This is a genomic window from Peptoniphilus sp. GNH, assembly GCA_021307325.1.
Classification (GTDB): Bacteria; Bacillota; Clostridia; order Tissierellales; family Peptoniphilaceae; genus KA00134.
The window spans coordinates 530,595-548,984 of the sequence record CP089931.1 but is presented as its reverse complement, the minus strand read 5'-3'; the positions used below and the strand labels follow the sequence as shown (position 1 = coordinate 548,984).

Sequence of the window (18,390 nt, the reverse complement as noted above, 5' to 3'; positions counted from 1 at the left end):
TAAATTAAATATTCGAGAAATCAATGTTAAATAATGTTAAAAAATATTGCTAATTTTTATTATAATTTTCAATATGATTTGTAATATTAATTGCTGTTTCAATAAAGTCTTTTAGAATTTTTATTTTTGGATTTGTTTTAAGTATTCCAAAATACATTCTGTGTTTCAGTTCATCGACGCCTTTTATTACTAACAATTCATTTTTCCGATTAAATACAGAAGAATTTTCAAATAAATTTTTCGGACAAAAACAAGCACCTAAACCGTTGACACATAATTTTAATATAGTCTGTATATTGTCGCTTTGAGCCTTAATAATAGGATTAATTTTATATTTTTCAAAAAAAATTTTACTAGTTTTGCCAGATAAATTATCTGGATGACCCAAAATAAATGGAAGTTTATCAAATTCATAAAAATTAAATACACCATTTTTAATACAAGATTCAGAAAAAATACTTTTAAATAAGTTTTTATTTACTAGAAGAACTAGTTCCTCATCATCAAAAAAGAATAAATCAATATTTGAATTATTATACAATTCACAATCATCAAATGCACCTAAAGCAAGATCTATTTTTCCACTATGTAATTTTTTTTCAATATCGCTTATGTTGTCAGAGATTGATTTAACTGTATACAATGGATATTTTTTTTGAAATTCAAAAATAATATCTGGCATATACAGATAATCTCTCGTATATGTGAGACCGATTCTTATAGTCCCTGAATTATCTTCTGATATATTTTTAAATTCCTTCTGTATTTCTTCATTAATACAGTTTATTTGTTTTGCATAGAATAAAAATTTTTTACCAGAGTTTGTTATTTCTAAAGGCACACTTCTTAAAAATAATTTGCAATTAAGTTCATTTTCAAGGTTTGCTATTCGTGCTGAAACGGCTTGTTGAGTAGTGTACAAATTTTCTGCAGCCTTAGAAAAGCTTCGCACTTTTTCAACTTCCAAAAAATATTCAATATTTAAAAAATTAATCAATATATCACCCCGAATTGATTAGAGAATCGCATACAATTACTTCGTTGTATGTTATACAACTTTTTATAGTTTGTCAACAGTTAGACAGGTAGGTATATTTAATATAAAGATAGTCTATCTGTTTGAGAGTTTTATGTTTATTTTAGAACAAATTAGTTTTTGTATCATTTAAAGGGGGGATATTATGGATTCGAGTACACTGGCCATTATAATTATGGTTATTACGATTGTGTCATTCGTACTTGAGAAAGTACCTTTGGCAATGACAGCTATGGCTGCATCTTTGGCAATGGGAATTTTGCTACCTGAGATGGAGTTGAAGGATGTGTATTCTGGATTTTCTAGCACTACAGTAATGATGGTCGCTGGTATGTGTGTTGTAGGGGATTCTCTTTTCAAAACTGGAATGGCAAATAAGATAGGATTAGCGATAAGTAAAACTTCAATAGCTAAAAATGAAAGGTTATTCATAATTGCAGTTGTAATTTGCTGCACAATAATGTCAGCTTTTTTATCAAATTCTGGAACTATAGCTATGTGGATGCCTTTGATAGCAGCATGTGCTGCCCGTTCTAACGGAAAGATTAGATCGAAGATGGTTATTATGTCTGCCGGTATTGCTTGTGCTGTTGGTGGTGCAGGTACGCTTGTAGGATCTACTTCACAGCAAACTGCCAATGCTATATTGATGGGCACAGAAGGCTTTGAGGCGGGATTGGGACTTTTTGATCAGACGAAAGTTATGATTCCGCTATGCATTGTAATGACAATATATTTTGCAACTATAGGTTATACTATTTCAAAAAAAGTTTTAAAACCAGAGGATCCGAAATTTAATGAAGGAAACTACTATGCTAAATTTGATGAGAACAAAAATCATGATGATTATGCAAACGTTGCACCGTGGAAGGGGAAAATGTCGGTTGCGGTTTTATTACTATGCATACTTGGTTTCATTTTAACTGGTGTGCCTGCTTTTAAACCGTATCTTAATGTTGGAATTGTAGGTTTATTAGGAGCTACTGTATTATTAGTTACTAAGTGTATGCCATTAAAGGAAACATTAGCCAGCTTGGATTGGAATACATTAATAATTTTAGGAGCTTGTCAAGGCTTTGCAAAAGGACTTGATGTATCTGGTGGGGGAAAAGTAATAGCTGACGCTGTATTAAACTTGTTCGGAGGACAAAATGCATCGGTTAGCGTCCTTATGGTAGCTGGAATAATTGTTACTGTAATACTTACTAACTTCATGTCTAACACAGCGTTAGCAGCTATGATGACACCTATATATATCTCCATAGCTTCATCACTAGGAATAAGTCCTGTTCCATTTGTAATAGCAGTAGGGGCAGTTGCCACAAACTTAGCATGCGCAACACCTGTTGGGACTCCTGCTTGTACACAAACATTACCAGCGGGATATAAATACATGGATTATGTTAAAATTGGCGGTCCTTTGTGTATCATTTTGGCTATATTAGCAGCCATATTAGTTCCAATAATTTATCCAGTATAAACTATAAGGAGGTTATGTAATTGAACGATTTCGATTTTATGTTAAATGATGAACAAATTGAATTGAGAAATTTAGTTAGAGAATTTGCTCAAAAACGTGTGAAAGATATATGCAGAGAGGCTGAAAAAACAGCTACAGTACCAGATGAATTGGTTAAAGAAGCGATGGAAATGGGACTAAATTTAGTTACGGTTCCAGAAGAGTATGGTGGATTAGGACTTGATAGATGGACATATGCTATTATTCGTGAGGAATTAGCAAAGGGAGATTCAGGTTTTGCATCAAGAGTGTTTGGATTTGGATGGGATCCATTGAAAATTGCTGGAAATGACCAACAAAAAGATTGGGTTTCTAAACTAATGCTTGATGGTGGTATTTTAGCATTTGCACTTACGGAAAGCGAGTCAGGTTCAAATGCTGGGGCTATGAAAACTAGGGCCACCAAGGATGGAAGCGACTACATAATTAATGGAGGAAAGACATTCATAACTAATGGTGATTGTGCTGATGTTTTTGTTATTTTTGCAGTAACAGACAAAGAAAAAGGTACAAAAGGTGGTATTACAGCTTTTTTATTACCGAGTGGTACACCTGGTTTAAAGATAGGAGAGCATGAAGATAAGATGGGCATCAGATGTGTTCATACTAACTCTCTTTATTTTGACAATATGAGATTAAATGAAAAGTTTAGGCTGGGAGAAGAGGGAGAGGGTTATAGCATAGCTATGAAGATACTTGCTGAATCCAGACCTTGCACTGCTTCTTCTGCAGTAGGAGTAGCACAATCTGCGCTAGAAGAAGCCATTAAATACTCTAAAGAAAGAGTTATATTCGGAAAAGAGATATGGAAACATCAAGCTGTTGGATTTATGCTTGCCGAAATGGAAATGAGGACACAATCAGCAAGGCAAATGGTTTGGGCAGCATGTAAAAGCGCTGATGCTGGAAAAAATAATATAAAATTATCATCAATTGCAAAAACTATGGCAGGAGATGCAGCTATGTTCGTAGCTGAAAATGCAGTTCAAGTATTAGGAGGATATGGCTATTCTAGAGAATATCCTGTTGAAAAACTAATGAGGGATGCTAAGATATATCAAATATTTGAGGGAACAAATCAAATTCAACGTATGATTATTTCTGGACGTTTGTGTAGATAATTTTATTTTTTACTTGATGGCATATACTCATGTATATGCCATTACATTAGGGGGATTAATATGAATTATATTGTAGGAATAGACATTGGATCTACAGCTTCTAAAGCGGTAATTATGACAGATCAAAAATTGATAATTGCTAAAGATGTAGTTCATATTGGAACAGGAACTATAGGCCCATATCAAGCATTGAATAATGTATTGGAAATTGCCAAATTAAAATTAGAAGATATTGATTATATCGTGTCTACGGGATACGGACGTTTTTCATTAAAAGAGGCTGATGAGGAAAAAAGTGAACTTACTTGTCATGCCAAAGCTATAGCTTGGATGATGGATGGCATCGAACAAGTCATTGATGTCGGAGGACAAGACATAAAAGTTATGAATATAGATAATAGAGGAATTATTCATAATTTTGTAATGAATGATAAATGTGCTGCTGGAACTGGAAGATTTTTAGATACAATGGCCAGAGCTATGAATGTTGACATTGAAGATTTAAGCACACTGTCTTTAAATTCGAAGAATCCAGCAGAGATAAGCAGTACATGCACTGTTTTTGCGGAATCAGAGGTAATTTCAAAATTAGCTAAAAATATTAGCTTAGAAGATATAGCAGCTGGGATTCATAATTCAGTGTCACATAGAATATTGGCATTAGTAAATAGATGTGGCAGAAAAGAAAAAATAGCTCTTAGTGGTGGCGTTGCTAAAAATATTGGATTGAAAGTTTCTTTAGAAAGAGAACTAAACACAAAAATTCAAACACACGAAAATTGCCAATTAGCAGGCGCTATTGGAGCTGCTTTAATTGGGATTGATAAAAATTATTAGAAGGGAAATATGATAAACAGACAGGTGGGTAAAGTATGGAAAAATCGGAAGTAAACAAAAAAAGAAAACCGTTGCCTAAATCTAGAATAATGTTAAATGAATTGACAAATAAGGTTTACAACGAAGCTTATGATGCATGTGAAAGGGGAGAACATGTAGGTTGGTCTACATCTATATTTCCACAAGAATTATGTGCAACATTTGGAGTACCTGTATTGTATCCAGAGAATAATGCGGCAGGTGTTGCTGCAAGACATGATTCTTCCAGATTCATTGAACATGCAGAAGGGAACATGGGATACTCAAATGATATTTGTTCGTACGCAAGAACAAGTATAGGTATGGCGAATTTAATAATGAATGAACCTGGATATGAAAGACCAGCACAAGAAATGCCTAGACCTACATTTTTATTATGCGCAACGAATAGTTGTTTTCAATTACTGAAATGGTATGAATGTTTATCTAGAGAATTTAATATTCCAATATTCATGCAAGATTGTATATTCAATTACAATTTTGGGCCTGCCGATTCATATAAAAATATTTATGGAGCAAGTCAAATTAAAAACAACATAAAAAGAATGGAAGAATTTTTTGGGAGAAAATTCGACTGGGATAAGTTCGCTGAAAATCAAAAAATAAGCAATATAAATTCAAAGTTATATGACGAATGTGTGTTGCTCAATGATAAAGACCCGGCCCCATTGAACGGATTTGATTTGTTTAACTATATGGCTCCGATGGTAATTGCAAGATCTAGGAAAGAAACTACTGATGTTTTAATGCAATTGAAAAAAGAAATACTTGATCATATAGAATCTAACACAAGCACATTTGGAGAAAAAACAGAAAAGTATAGAGTTGATTGGGAAGGCATAGCTTGTTGGCCATTTTTGGGTCCAAATTTAAAAACTATGAAGAAATATGACATAAATTGCGTAACGAATGGCTATGTTGGTGCATGGAGTATGCAATATGAAATTAATAACTTAGAAGAGATGGCGGAACAGTATTCTCATACATCGACAAACGTAGTTAGTACGGAAGAAATGATGAATAAAAGAATTAATGCAGCTGATAGATTTAAATGCGATGGAATGCTATGCCATATAAATAGAAGTTGCAAATTTATGACATATCACATGTTTGCTGGAAAAGAAATGGTAGAAAAAGAATTGGAAATTCCTGTTATGACATTTGATGGAGATCAGGCCGACCCAACTATTTATAATCAATCACAATTTGAAACTAGAATACAAACTTTTGTAGATATTATGAAATCTAATAAAGAAGGTGCAAAATGAAAGAACTACAAGAACTTTTAAGTTATTTTAAATTTGTTTCAAATAATCCAAGAGAGATGCTAGATAAATATGTAAATGATGGATTTAAGGTAATTGGCTGCATGCCATATTACAACGTTAAACCTATTATAAGTGCACTTGGTATGATACCTATGAGTATATGGGGTGCAAACATAAATCCGAGATTAGCAGGTAAGTATAGTCCTGCATTCACTTGCTCATTATCGAGAACATGCCTTGAATTAGGCATGAATGGAACACTAGACAAATTAAGCGCTGTAGTTATGCCTATATTATGCGATACACTCAGAGGAGAAGTTACAGCTTGGAGAGCTGGAATAAATAATATTGATTTAATACCTTTTGTTCCACCACAAAATAGAAAAGATTCGGGAGCTCTGGATTTTTATATAGAAGAAATAAAGTACGTTACAAGAAATTTAGAAAACATAGCCGATAAGAAAATTAATAATAAAACATTACAGGAAGAACTTGATAAATACAATAAAATTAACGGATTTGTAAGAAAATTTACAGAAATGGCAAATAAACATTTAGACATCATAACTGCTAGTGATAGACATAACGTAATCAAGGCATTGTCATTTTTGACGCCAGAAGATGCGATAAAGAATCTTATTAAGTTAATAGAATTGTTAGAAAATGAAGATGAGTTTATCTCAAATGGTAAAAAAATTCTTATAAGTGGAATAATGCTAGATTCTGATGAAATTCTAAATTCAATTTCAAAATCGAACATGCACATATTAGAAGATGATTTAGCAAATGAATCAAGAATATATAGATATGATTATCCTATGGCAAGTTCAGCATTTGAAAGTTTTGCATTACACTGGTTAGATATAAAGGGATGTTCATTAGCTCATGACGATGATGCATATGCCAGAGGTAAAATGCTTGTTGATTTAGCTAAAAAACACGATATTGATATTGTAATTTTGGCAATGATGAAATTCTGTGATATAGAAGAATATGATCAGCCATATGTAACTAAAATGTTACAAGACAATGGATTTAATGTTGTATCTATAGATATTGATCAAAGTTCTAAAGATTTTGGTCAAACATTGACAAAATTACAAGCACTATCAGAAATATGACATTTGGGTGATTAATTTGAATACATCAACTATAGCCATTATTATATTATTTTTTACGATAGTATCTTTCGTATGGGGCAAAATACCTTTAGCGATTACAGCCTTAAGCTCTGCTATTTTGATGGGAATATTTAAAGTTATTCCTTTTAAAGTTGCTTTTTCTGGATTCTCAAATGATGTTACTCTTATGGTCATAGGATCTATGATTATAGGAGAAGCTGTTTTTGAAACTGGAGCAGCAGATAAAATAGGAAGGTCAATAATAAAAATTGTTGGCTACGATGAGAAAAAATTTATTGTTGCATGTATTTTGCTAACAGCAATTTTATCGGCATTGCTAAGCAATACAGCAGTTGTCGCAATGATGTTGCCAGTTGTTGCAGCTGTTTCTAAGGTTTCAAAGGGTAAAATCAAAAAAAAGAATTTATATATGGCAATCGGATTTGCGGCAAATGTAGGTGGCGGCATGACTTTGGTAGGCTCTACTCCGAATGTGGTAGGACAAGGAATGCTTATTGAGTCTGGAATCGAAGGAATGAAATTTTTTGATTTAACTTTGGGGAGCATACCTAGACTTATATTTATGGTTATATTTTATATAACAATAGGAGTAAGACTACAAAATAAAATATTTAATTTTGAAGAAATAGAGAGAAGAATAGATTCAAACAATGAAAATACAAACAAAAGCACAACTAATATTAAGATGATTTTATCAGTTGTCATTATGATTTTAATGATAGTAGGATTTATATCTGAGATATGGACAGTTGGTACAGTTGCTATGGTAGCTGGGATTTTTTGCATAGTAACAGGATGTATTTCATTAAAGGCAGTATTTGAAAGAATAGATTGGAATACAATCTGGATTTTAGCTGGTTCTTTTGGCTTTGCTGCTGGGTTATCAGAAAGTGGCGCGGGAGAGTTGATAGCAAATAGAATTATATCAATGTTAGGTGCTGATGTAAGTTTATATAAACTGTTAATTATATTTACAATAATATCTGTGATTTTGAGTAATATTATGTCGTCTACAGCTTCTTCCGCTATGATATGTCCTATTGCAATATCAATGTGTCAAGTATTAAATCTTCCAGCAAAACCTGTAATAATGGCAATTGTATGGGGATTAAATCTTGCGTTTTTAACGCCAGTTGCGACACCACCTGTAACAATGACATTGCAAGCTGGATACAGATTTTTAGATTACACTAAGATAGGAAGTATTTTAATGATAGGATCTTTAATTATTACTATACTGATCTATCCTTTGGTTTTTAGTTTATAAGATGTAGGAGGTACTTATGAGCAGACAAGCACTAGAAGGATTGAAAGTTTTAGAAGTTGGGAATATTATTGCAGGACCTTGGTGCGGATCAATGTTAGCAGATTTTGGAGCTACTGTAATAAAGGTTGAGAATCCAAAAACTGGTGATTTAATGCGTAATATGGGAAGAATAAAAAATTTATGGTATGCAGTTGAAGGAAGAAATAAGCATAATATAACATTGAATTTAAAGTCTGAAAAAGGTAAAGAAATTTTATGGAAGCTTATAGAAAAGGCGGATGTGTTAATAGAAAATTTTAGGCCTGGAGTATTTGAAAAACTTGGATTTACATGGGAAAAAATTCATCAAAAAAATAGACGATTAATTTACACAACGGCATCTGGATATGGAAGAACTGGTCCATATGCACATAGACCAGGATTTGATAGAATGGGATTGGCATTAGGAGGGTTTCTACATGTAACAGGATACCCTGATTCAGCTCCTGTAAAACCAGGAATATCTGTTGCAGATTTTTACACAGCCATGTTTAGCTGTATGGCAGTAATGTTCGCGATATATGATCGAGACGTAAATAATAGCGGGGAAGGACAAATGATTGATTGTGCCTTAACAGAGTCGGTACTGAGGCTACAAGAATCTATAATTGCTGAATATAGTTACGATGGAACAATTAGGAATAGGATAGGTAATGCTACAATGGTTACAACTCCAGCAGGTCATTTTTTGACAAAAGATAATAAATATTTAGCTATATCTATAACTGGTGACAAATTGTTTTCAGAATGCATGAATAAGATTGGTAAACCTGAGTTAGTTAATTTAGAAAAATACAAAACAGGTCCAGATAGAACTGCACACAGAGATGAAATTAATGGTATATTTGCAGAATGGGCAGCAAATAAAACTTTGGATGAAGCTATAAGTATATTAGGAGATGAAATACCAGCAACCCCAATTTATGATGTATCAGACATTATGAAAGACCCACAATTCCAATTAAGAAATGATATAATTGAAGTAGATACTGATGATTTTGGAAAAATAAAGATGCAAAATGTTGTGCCAAAAATGTTGGGAACACCGGGTAAAATAAATTGGGCAGGAAAACCGTTAGGCTATTTCAATAAAAATATTTTAATGGATGTCCTTGATTACTCTGAAAGTGATTTGGATGAGCTATCAAAAGAAGGCGTAATTTAATATTCAAAAAGGTAAGTAAATAAGATATTGAGATTTAATAAAAATAGAGAGTGCCATTTCGCAATGATAGCACTCTCTATTTTTATTAAATTAAATATAATACGTTCTCTAAATTTAGAGGATTTGCCCATTAAAAAATATTAAATAAAAATTTTTAAAGAAAACGTTGACAAAATATAATAAAGGATTTAAAATATATTTGTTCGTAAATAAGTTTAAAAACGCAAATGCGAAATTGAAAATAGGGGGTAAATATGATACATAAGTTTTTAAACAAGGTTCCAGCTGGAATGATGATAGTACCAATGTTTTTATCGGCAATTATTAACACATTTTTTCCAGACTTATTGCAAATAGGCTCTTTTACAACTGCAATTTTTACAAGTGCAGGGGCTACTGCAATAATGGGGGTTCAGTTAGTTTGCATGGGTGCTCAATTAAGAGTTAAGGAATTAGCACAAGTAGCTAGAAGAGGTGGAGTGCTTCTTTTATCTAAGTATGCGATAGGAGCTGTTATTGGTGTTGTAATAGGAAAAGTATTTGGAATGGGAGGATTCCTGGGATTAACTACTTTGGCTGTTATAAGTGCTATAACTAATTCAAACGGCTCTATGTATTTGGCACTTAATGTTGAATATGGCGACGAGATAGACCAAACTGCGATGAGCTTTTTGGCTATAAATGATGGACCATTTTTAACACTTATAACATTAGGGGCAAGTGGATTGGCTACTATTCCAGTTTCTTCTTTGATAGCGGTTATAATTCCTATTGCTTTTGGTATGCTTATAGGAAATTTAGATAATAAAATGAGTAAATTCTTAGAGCCTGGAGTTGGTCTACTACTTCCATTTGTAGGTATAACACTTGGTGCGGGTATAAATATAAAAGGAATCATCGGTGGAGGAGCACCTGGAATTCTTTTGGGTCTTATAACTGTGTTTATTTCAGGACCTTTTGTAGTATTTTTTGACAGAATTTTAAATAAAAGACCTGGATATGCAGGATGGGCAGTTTCTTCTACAGCGGGCAATGCTATTGCTGTACCAGCGGTAGTTGCTACTATTGATAGTGCTTGGGCACCTTATGTTGCAGCTGCTACAACGCAAGTTGCTGCGTCTACTGTATTGACAGCTATATTGATACCTATCATGACTGCTTGGTGGGCAAAGAAGTATGGTTGTCCTAAGTACCCACTACCGGGACAAGATTTTAGCAAGAAAGATTGGAAGGCTAAGGCGTAAATAATACAGAGGGGGTAAATATGTATAATGCAACGATAATCACAGAAAGTGATAATGTAGTGGTAGCAATCGAAAAAATCAACAAAGGATCTGATGTTAGCTACAGAGATTTAAGTGGTAAGGATGTTAAATTTAAGGCGCTTGATGATGTTACAATTTATCATAAGATAGCAAGAAGAGATATCAAAGAAGGAGAACCAATTGTAAAATATGGGGAACATATAGGTTTTGCGAATAGAGATATCAAGCAAGGGGAACACGTTCATGAGCACAACTGCGAAAGCAGAAGAGAAGATTTAGAGGCAATGGAGTGATTAATATGAATAAAAGAACATTTTGGGGTTATAAAAGAAGTGATGGAAGAGTAGGGATTAGAAATCATGTATTGATTCTGCCTTGTAGCGTTTGTGCTTCTGATACAACTAGGATAATTGCAAGTCAAGTAAAAGAAGCGGTTACATTTAATATGCAACTAGGATGCTCTCAAGTAGGAGATGACTTCCAATATACTCTAGATACACTTGCTGGATTTGCTGCAAATCCAAATATTTACGGAACTGTTTTAGTTTCTTTGGGTTGTGAAAATGCTCAACTACAAATTGTAAAAAAAGAAATTGAAAAGAGAACTAATAAACCTATTGAGTCTGTAATAATTCAGGAAGAAGGGGGCACTCTAAAGGCTATAGAAGCGGCAACTAGATATGCAAAGAAGATGGCTGCTGATGCTTCTATGCTTAGAAGAGAAGAGTTTCCGATGTCTGAAATTATAATGGGAACAGAATGTGGCGGTAGTGACCCAACATCTGGTCTTGCATCTAATGTATTGATAGGCAATCTTTCAGACATGATGGTTGAACAAGGTGGAACAACTGTTTTAAGTGAAACTACTGAGTTTATAGGTGCAGAGCATATTCTTGCTAGAAGAGCAAAGAATGAAGAAGTAAGAAGGAGAATCTACGATATAGTTCATAGATTCGAAGATCATATAAAGATGAATACAGGCCACGAAGTAAGAGATGGAAACCCATCCCCAGGTAATAAAGCTGGAGGACTTACTACACTAGAAGAAAAATCTTTAGGATGTATTCACAAGGGTGGTACTACCGCTGTAAATGAAGTTTATGATTACTCTAAGCAAATGAAAGCTGGAGAAGGTCTTGTAATAATGGACACACCAGGAAACGACCCATCATCTGTAGCAGGAATGATAGCAGGCGGATGCCAAATAGTTGTATTCTCTACAGGTAGAGGAACTCCAACAGGAAATCCTATAGCTCCTGTTATAAAGGTTACTGGAAATAGGGAAACTGCTGAAACCATGAAAGATAATCTTGACTGGGATGCAAGTCCGACTATTTATGGTGAAAAAACTATGGCTGAATTAGCTGAAGAATGTTTTGACGAAATGGTTGATTTTTGCAATGGAAAGCTTACTAAAGCTGAAACATTAGGATATAATGAAATCGCCATTCAAAGAGGAGCAAACTTCGTATAATTGTTGAAGATTAGGATGATTGATACTAGCGCCTCATTATGAGGCGCATAAGTTTTTTAAAAAGGAGTTTTAAGATATGTGCAAGATAATAGTACCCGTTGTGACAATTTTCAAAGAGGATGAAACACCTGATTATGAAGGAAATAAGAAGGTAATAGATCATTTGATAAATAATGGTGTTGATGGAATTTTAGTGCTTGGTAGTACAGGCGAATTTACTCATATGGATTATAAGACTAAGAGTGACTTTTTTAGATTCTATTCTGAGTATGTTGATGGACGTGTTGAATTGTATGCCGGCACTTCTGATCCTGACTACAGAAATATAATTAAGTTATCTGATGAATGTGCTGATTTGGGATATAAGGGCGCTATGCTTATTGGTCCATATTACTATGCAATGGATCAAGAAAAGATATTTGTATTTTATGACAAGATAGCTAAAAATATAAAAGGCGATCTTTATATATATAATTTCCCAGCTAGAAGTGGACATTCAATGTCTGAAGAAACAATCAAAAGATTATTGGAAGAAAATTCTAATATAAAGGGATTAAAAGACTCTGTACTTGATCCTCTCCACACTAATCAAATTGCAAGAGGAGCAGAAGGACATGAATTTTATTTATTCTCAGGATTTGATGATCAATTTTTATACAATTTGTCGACTGGTGGCGCTGGTTGCATAGGTGCTTTGGCGAATATAGTTCCAGAAATTTGGTCTGATCTTATAAAGGCTACTAAGAATAATGAAATGCAACGAGTTTTAAAGCTGTCTAATTTAATTCATAGGTTGATGCCTCTATATGCTCTTGATTCTAATTTTTCTTTGCTATTCAAAGAACTTATGAAGCATAGAGGACTGGATATAGATACGAGAGCTATTTTCCCATACAATCAAATTGATAGAGCTGTTGTAGATTCAGCGATATCACTGATGGATGGAATTATAAAAGAATATAAGGCGATGTAATTTTGTTTTTTTGAAATTGTATATATAAAACAATTGAATTAATTCATAGTTTAAAGTTTATAGTGTATTATGTTTCTATAATATGCTATAAACTTTTTTTGTGCATTTTAATAAATTTTTAATAAATGCTTTGAATGATTTTAATTTTATTTTGCTAGGATATACATGGAGGTTGTTATGGATAATGTTTACAAGATTTTAGTTTGTGAAGATGATGAGTCTATTTTAAGGTCTATAGATATATATTTAAAACAGGACGGATATTCTACTATCCTAGCGAGAAATGGCAAGGAGGCTCTGGAGCTTTTTTCGTCAAATGATGTAGATCTGGTTATTATGGATTTGATGATGCCAATTGTCTCTGGCGAGGAGGCGATTTTTGAGATTCGCAAGTATTCTTTTGTTCCTCTTATTATTCTTTCTGCTAAGGCGGAAGACTATGACAAGGTCATGGGTTTAAATATCGGGGCTGATGATTATATCACTAAACCGTTTAATCCCTTGGAGTTGCTTGCAAGGGTCAGATCGTCTATTAGGAGGTTTTATAATTACAGACCTGGCAAATTTTCTGATGATGAAATTGTGATTGGTTCTATAAGACTTTCTAAGACAGAAAAGGCTGTTTATGTGGATGATATTAATGCAGAGCTAACCGGTCTTGAATACAAAATTTTAGAGCTTTTGATGTCAAGTCCTGGTAGGGTTTTTTCAAGTGATGAGATTTATGAGAGGGTTTGGAATGAGCCTGTCATTGATGCTAAGACTGTTACTGTTCACATTAGAAGAATTAGAGAAAAGATAGAGGTAAATCCTAAGCTACCCAAATATTTAAAAGTTGTATGGGGGCTTGGATATAAGTTTGCAAGTAAGGAGGAGATAGGTTATGGAAAATAATAGGAAGGTTTATAGTATTTGGATTTTGATTTTCATAACTGCTTTGGGAGCTGCCTGTTCTTATTTTTTAGGGGCAAGTGGGAAAAGTGTTTTTTCTCGCAATAAGAGGGACTTGTATGGGGTTGGCAAACTTTTGTATTCTTGTATTTCAAACTCCTTGTATGACAATGAGTATTCGAATGTAGATGATAAGTTCTTTTCTTATGCTATAAGAAGTTATAAAAAGGACAGGATTAAATCGTCTGAAAACTCTGAAGATAATTCAAAATATTCTGTTAGATATTTGAGCAATTTAAGCTTGGGACAAAGTTTTAATCCTCAAGACTTAAACTTGAATGGAAATCAATATTTTTTAAAGGGATTTTATAGAAATGGAAGATTGAAATTCACAGATGAGGCAAAACAAGATTCTCCTGTTGATAGTGCCCTAAAACAGATTGTAAAAGATGTTATGCACTGGGAACTAAATGACGATGACGGTAAAATTGAGTCTATAAATTTTTGTTTCGCAATTGATAGGGATAGTGCAACTTATGCTTCGTGTCTTAAAAATTTGACTGTATTTTTACCAACTATGGAGAATATGATAATAAGCCTGTTTGTGTGCTTTATCATAAGTGGATTTTTTGCCATATTTGAAAATTATGATCGATTAAGAAATTCTAAATTTTATAAAAACTTTTACAAGATTCCCATTGAGCTAGTGATTTTTTTAATTTTTGTATGGCTTATGGTGGCCGGGCTTGTGGAGACCTTATTTTATTCATATACAAAAATTTTATGGATTTTGTTTGTAGCTTATTTCTTCATGTCTTTTACTATGAATCTTGCTTCATATTATTTGTGCGGATTTATAAAGAGTCTTATTTTGGAGGGAAAACAAGCCTATCCACTTAGAGGCAGTCTGCTAGTTAAACTTTTTAGTTTTGATATTTCAAGGACAAATAAAAAATATTTGATTCTTGCTCTTTGTGGACTTGAATTTTTAGGATTTTTGGCATCTATTGAGGTTGTGAAGATGGAATATTTTTATTTCATATTTTTTATTTGGACAATATTTTTGGTCGCTGTTTATTTTGCCCTTGTAGGTTATGCAAAAGAGTTCAATGAGTTGGTAAATTTTAGTGAGAAGGTTGGCTCGGGTGATTATTCCGAAAAGATTGAAAGCAAAAGGTTCAAAAGAATGGCTAATAATTTAAATTCAATCTCTGGAAATCTTGATTTGGCTGTAAAAGATGCGATAAAAAGTGAAAGACTGAAATCTGAGCTTATTACAAATGTGAGCCATGATTTAAAGACTCCCTTGACCTCTATTTTAAATTATTCAGATCTTTTAATAAAAGGTGGATTAAATGATAAGGATAGAGATGAATATACGCAGATTGTATTTAAAAAATCTATGAAACTTAAAAAGTTGATTGATGATCTTTTTGAAGCATCAAAGATAAACACTAGAAATGTGGATCTTCATTTGGAAGAACTAGATTTGGTCGAGCTTACAAAACAAGCTCTTGGCGAGTGGGAAGATAAATTTTCACAAAAAGGGTTTGACCTAATCACAGATTATGGTTTGAATTCTGTGATTTTGCAACTTGACGGTACAAAAACTTTTAGAATATTAGAAAATATTTTCTCAAACATATATAAATATGGATTGGAAAACACTCGTGTCTACACTGGAATTTACGAGAAGGATGGATTTGCAGTATTAGAAGTAAAAAATATTTCTAAGTTTGCCCTAAATGTTTCTTCTGAAGAGCTAATCAAGCGCTTCGCAAGAGGGGATTGTTCAAGGAATACGGAAGGATCTGGCTTGGGACTTTCAATTGCAAAATCTCTGTCAGAAATTCAAGGCGGAGAGTTTGATATTTATATTGATGGCGACTTGTTTAAGTCGATTATTAAATTTAAAATTAAATAAAATAAATTAAATAAATTAAATAAGATATAAGGACTCATCTGTAGAAATGATGGGTCCTTTTTAATTTTTCGCATATGGATAAGCTTAGGAGAAAATATTTCAAATGAGTAAAATATTTAAAAACTTTTCAAAAATATATTTCAAAATGTATTTATTTGCATGAATGATGAAAACGTTGACTTAAATAATATTTTATGTATATAATAAACATATAAAAACAAGGGGAAAATTTTATGATAGATAATTATTTAAATAAGCTTGAGGATAGGTTCTCTGCTTATTTTGACACAAAAAGAAATTTTACATTTAATGGTATAAACTATGATATGTTGGCAACTTACTTTGAAAGAAATGAGCACTACATAGCAGTAAAGAAGGCTGTTGTATGGGATTATGAAACCTATCAACATATCCTTGTTAAACATATTGAGTCGGTAGACTTAGATACTATAAAAAAATTTACAAAGTCTTTGGAAGATTTTGTAAAAGAACAAGTTATTCCAACAGATTCACATATGTCCACTCTTGTTAGGGGACTGATAATTACAGAGGGAGAGATTCCTCAAGACGTCATCAATTATATTCGAAAGTATAAGTTTTATAAGTCTTTTTCTTTTGGATTTAAGGGATGGGTCAATATCGCTTTGAATCTGTTAGATATAAATAATATCGAAAATGGCTATTACAACAAGAGGGGGAAGGAGGATTCCAAGAATTTTATAATATCTCTATAGCCTGAACAAGGAGGAATAATATGTTAGCATTATTAATGATTGTTGGGGCGATTGTATTATTTTTTATTGCCTACCAAACATACGGACGTTTTTTATCAAATGCTTGGGGACTTGATGGAGAAACTCCTACACCCGCTCACACTAAAGAAGACGGTGTAGACTTTGTGCCTACAAAACCTGGCGTTTTGCTTGGCCACCATTTCGCATCTATTGCCGGCGCAGGCCCAATCAATGGACCTATCATCGCTGCAACATTTGGATGGGTTCCAGTTCTTCTATGGATTGTAATAGGTGGTATATTCTTCGGTGGTGTACACGACTTCGGTTCACTTACTGCATCTATCAAACATGATGGTAAATCTATAGGAACTATCGTAGCTGATTATATGGGTAACACAGGTAAAGTTCTTTTCTCAGCTTTTGCTTGGCTTACTCTAATCTTGGTTGTAGCTGCATTTACATCAATAGTAGCTTCAACATTTGCTAAGGCTCCAGCAGCAGCTTCTGCATCTATCTTATTTATGATTGAAGCTATTATCTTTGGATATTTTGTATACAGAAGAGGCGTAAACCTTGGCATCGCAACTGTTATCGGTGTTATAGTTCTATTTGCAAGTATTTATTTAGGAAGTCTAATCCCTGTGCAACTTTCAGCAACAACTTGGACAGTTATATTAGCAATTTATATTTTCGTTGCTTCTACTGCACCAGTTTGGATTCTACTTCAACCAAGAGACTACTTGAACTCTTTCTTGCTATATGCAATGATGGCAGGATCTTTTGTAGGTGTTGTTATAGCAAGACCTGAAATTAAGTTCACTACTTTCTCAGGATTTAAGCTTGTAGCAGCAAATGGATCAGTTAAGTATTTGTTCCCAACTCTATTTATCACAGTTGCTTGTGGTGCTATTTCAGGTTTCCACTCTCTAGTAGGTTCAGGAACAACTTCTAAGCAAATTGATAAAGAAAAAGATGCAAGACTAATCGGTTATGGTGGTATGTTAATAGAATGTGCTCTTGCAGTAGTTGCTCTTATAACAGCAGCTTATTTGACTCAAGACAAGTATGCAGAAATCATGACTAAGGGCGGTGGACCTACAGTTCTATTTGCTCAAGGTGTTGCTGACTTTATGAATAAGTTTGGTATTCCTGTTAATGCAGGTGTAAATTTTGTAACTCTTGCAATTTCAGCTTTCGCTCTTACATCACTAGACACAGCTACTAGACTTGCAAGATTTATTTTCCAAGAATTCTTCGAAAAGAACAATGGAGAAGGACAACAATCTATCCTTACTAATATGTGGGTATCTACAACTATTACTGTTGTAATCGGTTCAGCTCTTGCTATTAAGGGATACGCTTTGATTTGGCCTATATTCGGTTCTGCAAACCAACTTCTTGCAGCTCTTGCTTTGCTAGGTGTTGCAACTTGGTTAAAGTGCACAGGAAAGAATTACAGCATGATAGTTATACCTATGATCTTCATGTTCTGTGCAACTCTTTCAGCACTTGTAATTGAAACAAAGAACTACTACATCAAAGCCATGGCTGATGGCGGTGCAGGAAACTATATAATGACTGTACTTCCTATCGTTCTATTTATCCTTGCTCTTGTACTTGCAGTTTTAGGATTCAAGACTCTTACAAGACATCAAGATGGACCAATAAGACACTGACATGTATAAAAATTAAAGGA

16 protein-coding genes are annotated in these 18,390 nt (G+C 33.4%); 15 read left to right on the top strand and 1 reads right to left on the bottom strand.

Going from position 1 to position 18,390, the window contains the following annotated elements; translation table 11 throughout:
* Nucleotides 1-49: 49 nt before the first annotated feature.
* The gene (locus tag LV469_02765) at nt 50-997 is read right to left on the bottom strand and encodes a LysR family transcriptional regulator (protein ID UHR03228.1); all 948 of its coding nucleotides are present in this window, start codon (nt 995-997) and stop codon (nt 50-52) included.
* Between the two features lie 184 nt (nt 998-1,181).
* Between LV469_02765 and LV469_02760 the strand changes: the two genes are divergently transcribed.
* From LV469_02760 to LV469_02690, 15 genes are all read left to right on the top strand, one after another.
* The gene (locus LV469_02760) at nt 1,182-2,516 is read left to right on the top strand and encodes an anion permease (protein ID UHR03227.1); all 1,335 of its coding nucleotides are present in this window, start codon (nt 1,182-1,184) and stop codon (nt 2,514-2,516) included.
* Between the two features lie 20 nt (nt 2,517-2,536).
* Nucleotides 2,537-3,676 carry an acyl-CoA dehydrogenase family protein gene (locus LV469_02755; GenBank protein UHR03226.1) on the top strand — a complete coding sequence of 380 codons (1,140 nt, stop codon included), beginning with the start codon at nt 2,537-2,539 and terminating at the stop codon, nt 3,674-3,676.
* Nucleotides 3,677-3,736: 60 nt separating this feature from the next.
* Nucleotides 3,737-4,513 carry an acyl-CoA dehydratase activase gene (locus tag LV469_02750; GenBank protein UHR03225.1) on the top strand — a complete coding sequence of 259 codons (777 nt, stop codon included), beginning with the start codon at nt 3,737-3,739 and terminating at the stop codon, nt 4,511-4,513.
* Nucleotides 4,514-4,548: 35 nt separating this feature from the next.
* On the top strand, nt 4,549-5,820 hold the full coding sequence (locus tag LV469_02745; protein UHR03224.1) for a 2-hydroxyacyl-CoA dehydratase family protein: 1,272 nt from the start codon (nt 4,549-4,551) through the stop codon (nt 5,818-5,820).
* Nucleotides 5,817-6,941, top strand: a complete 1,125-nt coding sequence (locus tag LV469_02740) for a 2-hydroxyacyl-CoA dehydratase family protein (GenBank protein ID UHR03223.1) — start codon at nt 5,817-5,819, stop codon at nt 6,939-6,941. Before LV469_02745 ends, LV469_02740 begins: the two co-directional genes overlap by 4 nt.
* A gap of 16 nt (nt 6,942-6,957) precedes the next feature.
* Nucleotides 6,958-8,229, top strand: coding sequence for an SLC13 family permease (locus LV469_02735; protein ID UHR03222.1), 1,272 nt, complete (start codon nt 6,958-6,960; stop codon nt 8,227-8,229).
* A 16-nt stretch (nt 8,230-8,245) separates the two neighbouring features.
* Nucleotides 8,246-9,433 carry a CoA transferase gene (locus LV469_02730; GenBank protein UHR03221.1) on the top strand — a complete coding sequence of 396 codons (1,188 nt, stop codon included), beginning with the start codon at nt 8,246-8,248 and terminating at the stop codon, nt 9,431-9,433.
* 254 nt (nt 9,434-9,687) lie between these two features.
* Entirely contained in the window at nt 9,688-10,677 is a 990-nt protein-coding gene (locus tag LV469_02725; GenBank protein ID UHR03220.1) for a 2-keto-3-deoxygluconate permease, read from the top strand.
* Nucleotides 10,678-10,697: 20 nt separating this feature from the next.
* Nucleotides 10,698-10,991 (top strand): UxaA family hydrolase, encoded by a 294-nt coding sequence (locus LV469_02720; GenBank protein ID UHR03219.1) that lies wholly within the window; start codon nt 10,698-10,700, stop codon nt 10,989-10,991.
* A gap of 5 nt (nt 10,992-10,996) precedes the next feature.
* Nucleotides 10,997-12,172: a UxaA family hydrolase gene (locus LV469_02715; GenBank protein UHR03218.1), complete on the top strand. Its 1,176-nt coding sequence runs from the start codon at nt 10,997-10,999 to the stop codon at nt 12,170-12,172.
* 76 nt (nt 12,173-12,248) lie between these two features.
* Nucleotides 12,249-13,145, top strand: a complete 897-nt coding sequence (locus tag LV469_02710) for a dihydrodipicolinate synthase family protein (protein UHR03217.1) — start codon at nt 12,249-12,251, stop codon at nt 13,143-13,145.
* 177 nt (nt 13,146-13,322) lie between these two features.
* A complete protein-coding gene (locus LV469_02705; protein UHR03216.1) occupies nt 13,323-14,039 on the top strand; it encodes a response regulator transcription factor in 717 nt (238 codons plus the stop codon).
* Nucleotides 14,029-15,960: a HAMP domain-containing histidine kinase gene (locus LV469_02700; GenBank protein UHR03215.1), complete on the top strand. Its 1,932-nt coding sequence runs from the start codon at nt 14,029-14,031 to the stop codon at nt 15,958-15,960. Before LV469_02705 ends, LV469_02700 begins: the two co-directional genes overlap by 11 nt.
* Nucleotides 15,961-16,193: 233 nt before the next feature.
* The gene (locus LV469_02695; GenBank protein ID UHR03214.1) at nt 16,194-16,694 is read left to right on the top strand and encodes a hypothetical protein; all 501 of its coding nucleotides are present in this window, start codon (nt 16,194-16,196) and stop codon (nt 16,692-16,694) included.
* Between the two features lie 20 nt (nt 16,695-16,714).
* Nucleotides 16,715-18,370, top strand: coding sequence for a carbon starvation protein A (locus tag LV469_02690; GenBank protein ID UHR03213.1), 1,656 nt, complete (start codon nt 16,715-16,717; stop codon nt 18,368-18,370).
* Nucleotides 18,371-18,390 lie beyond the last annotated feature (20 nt).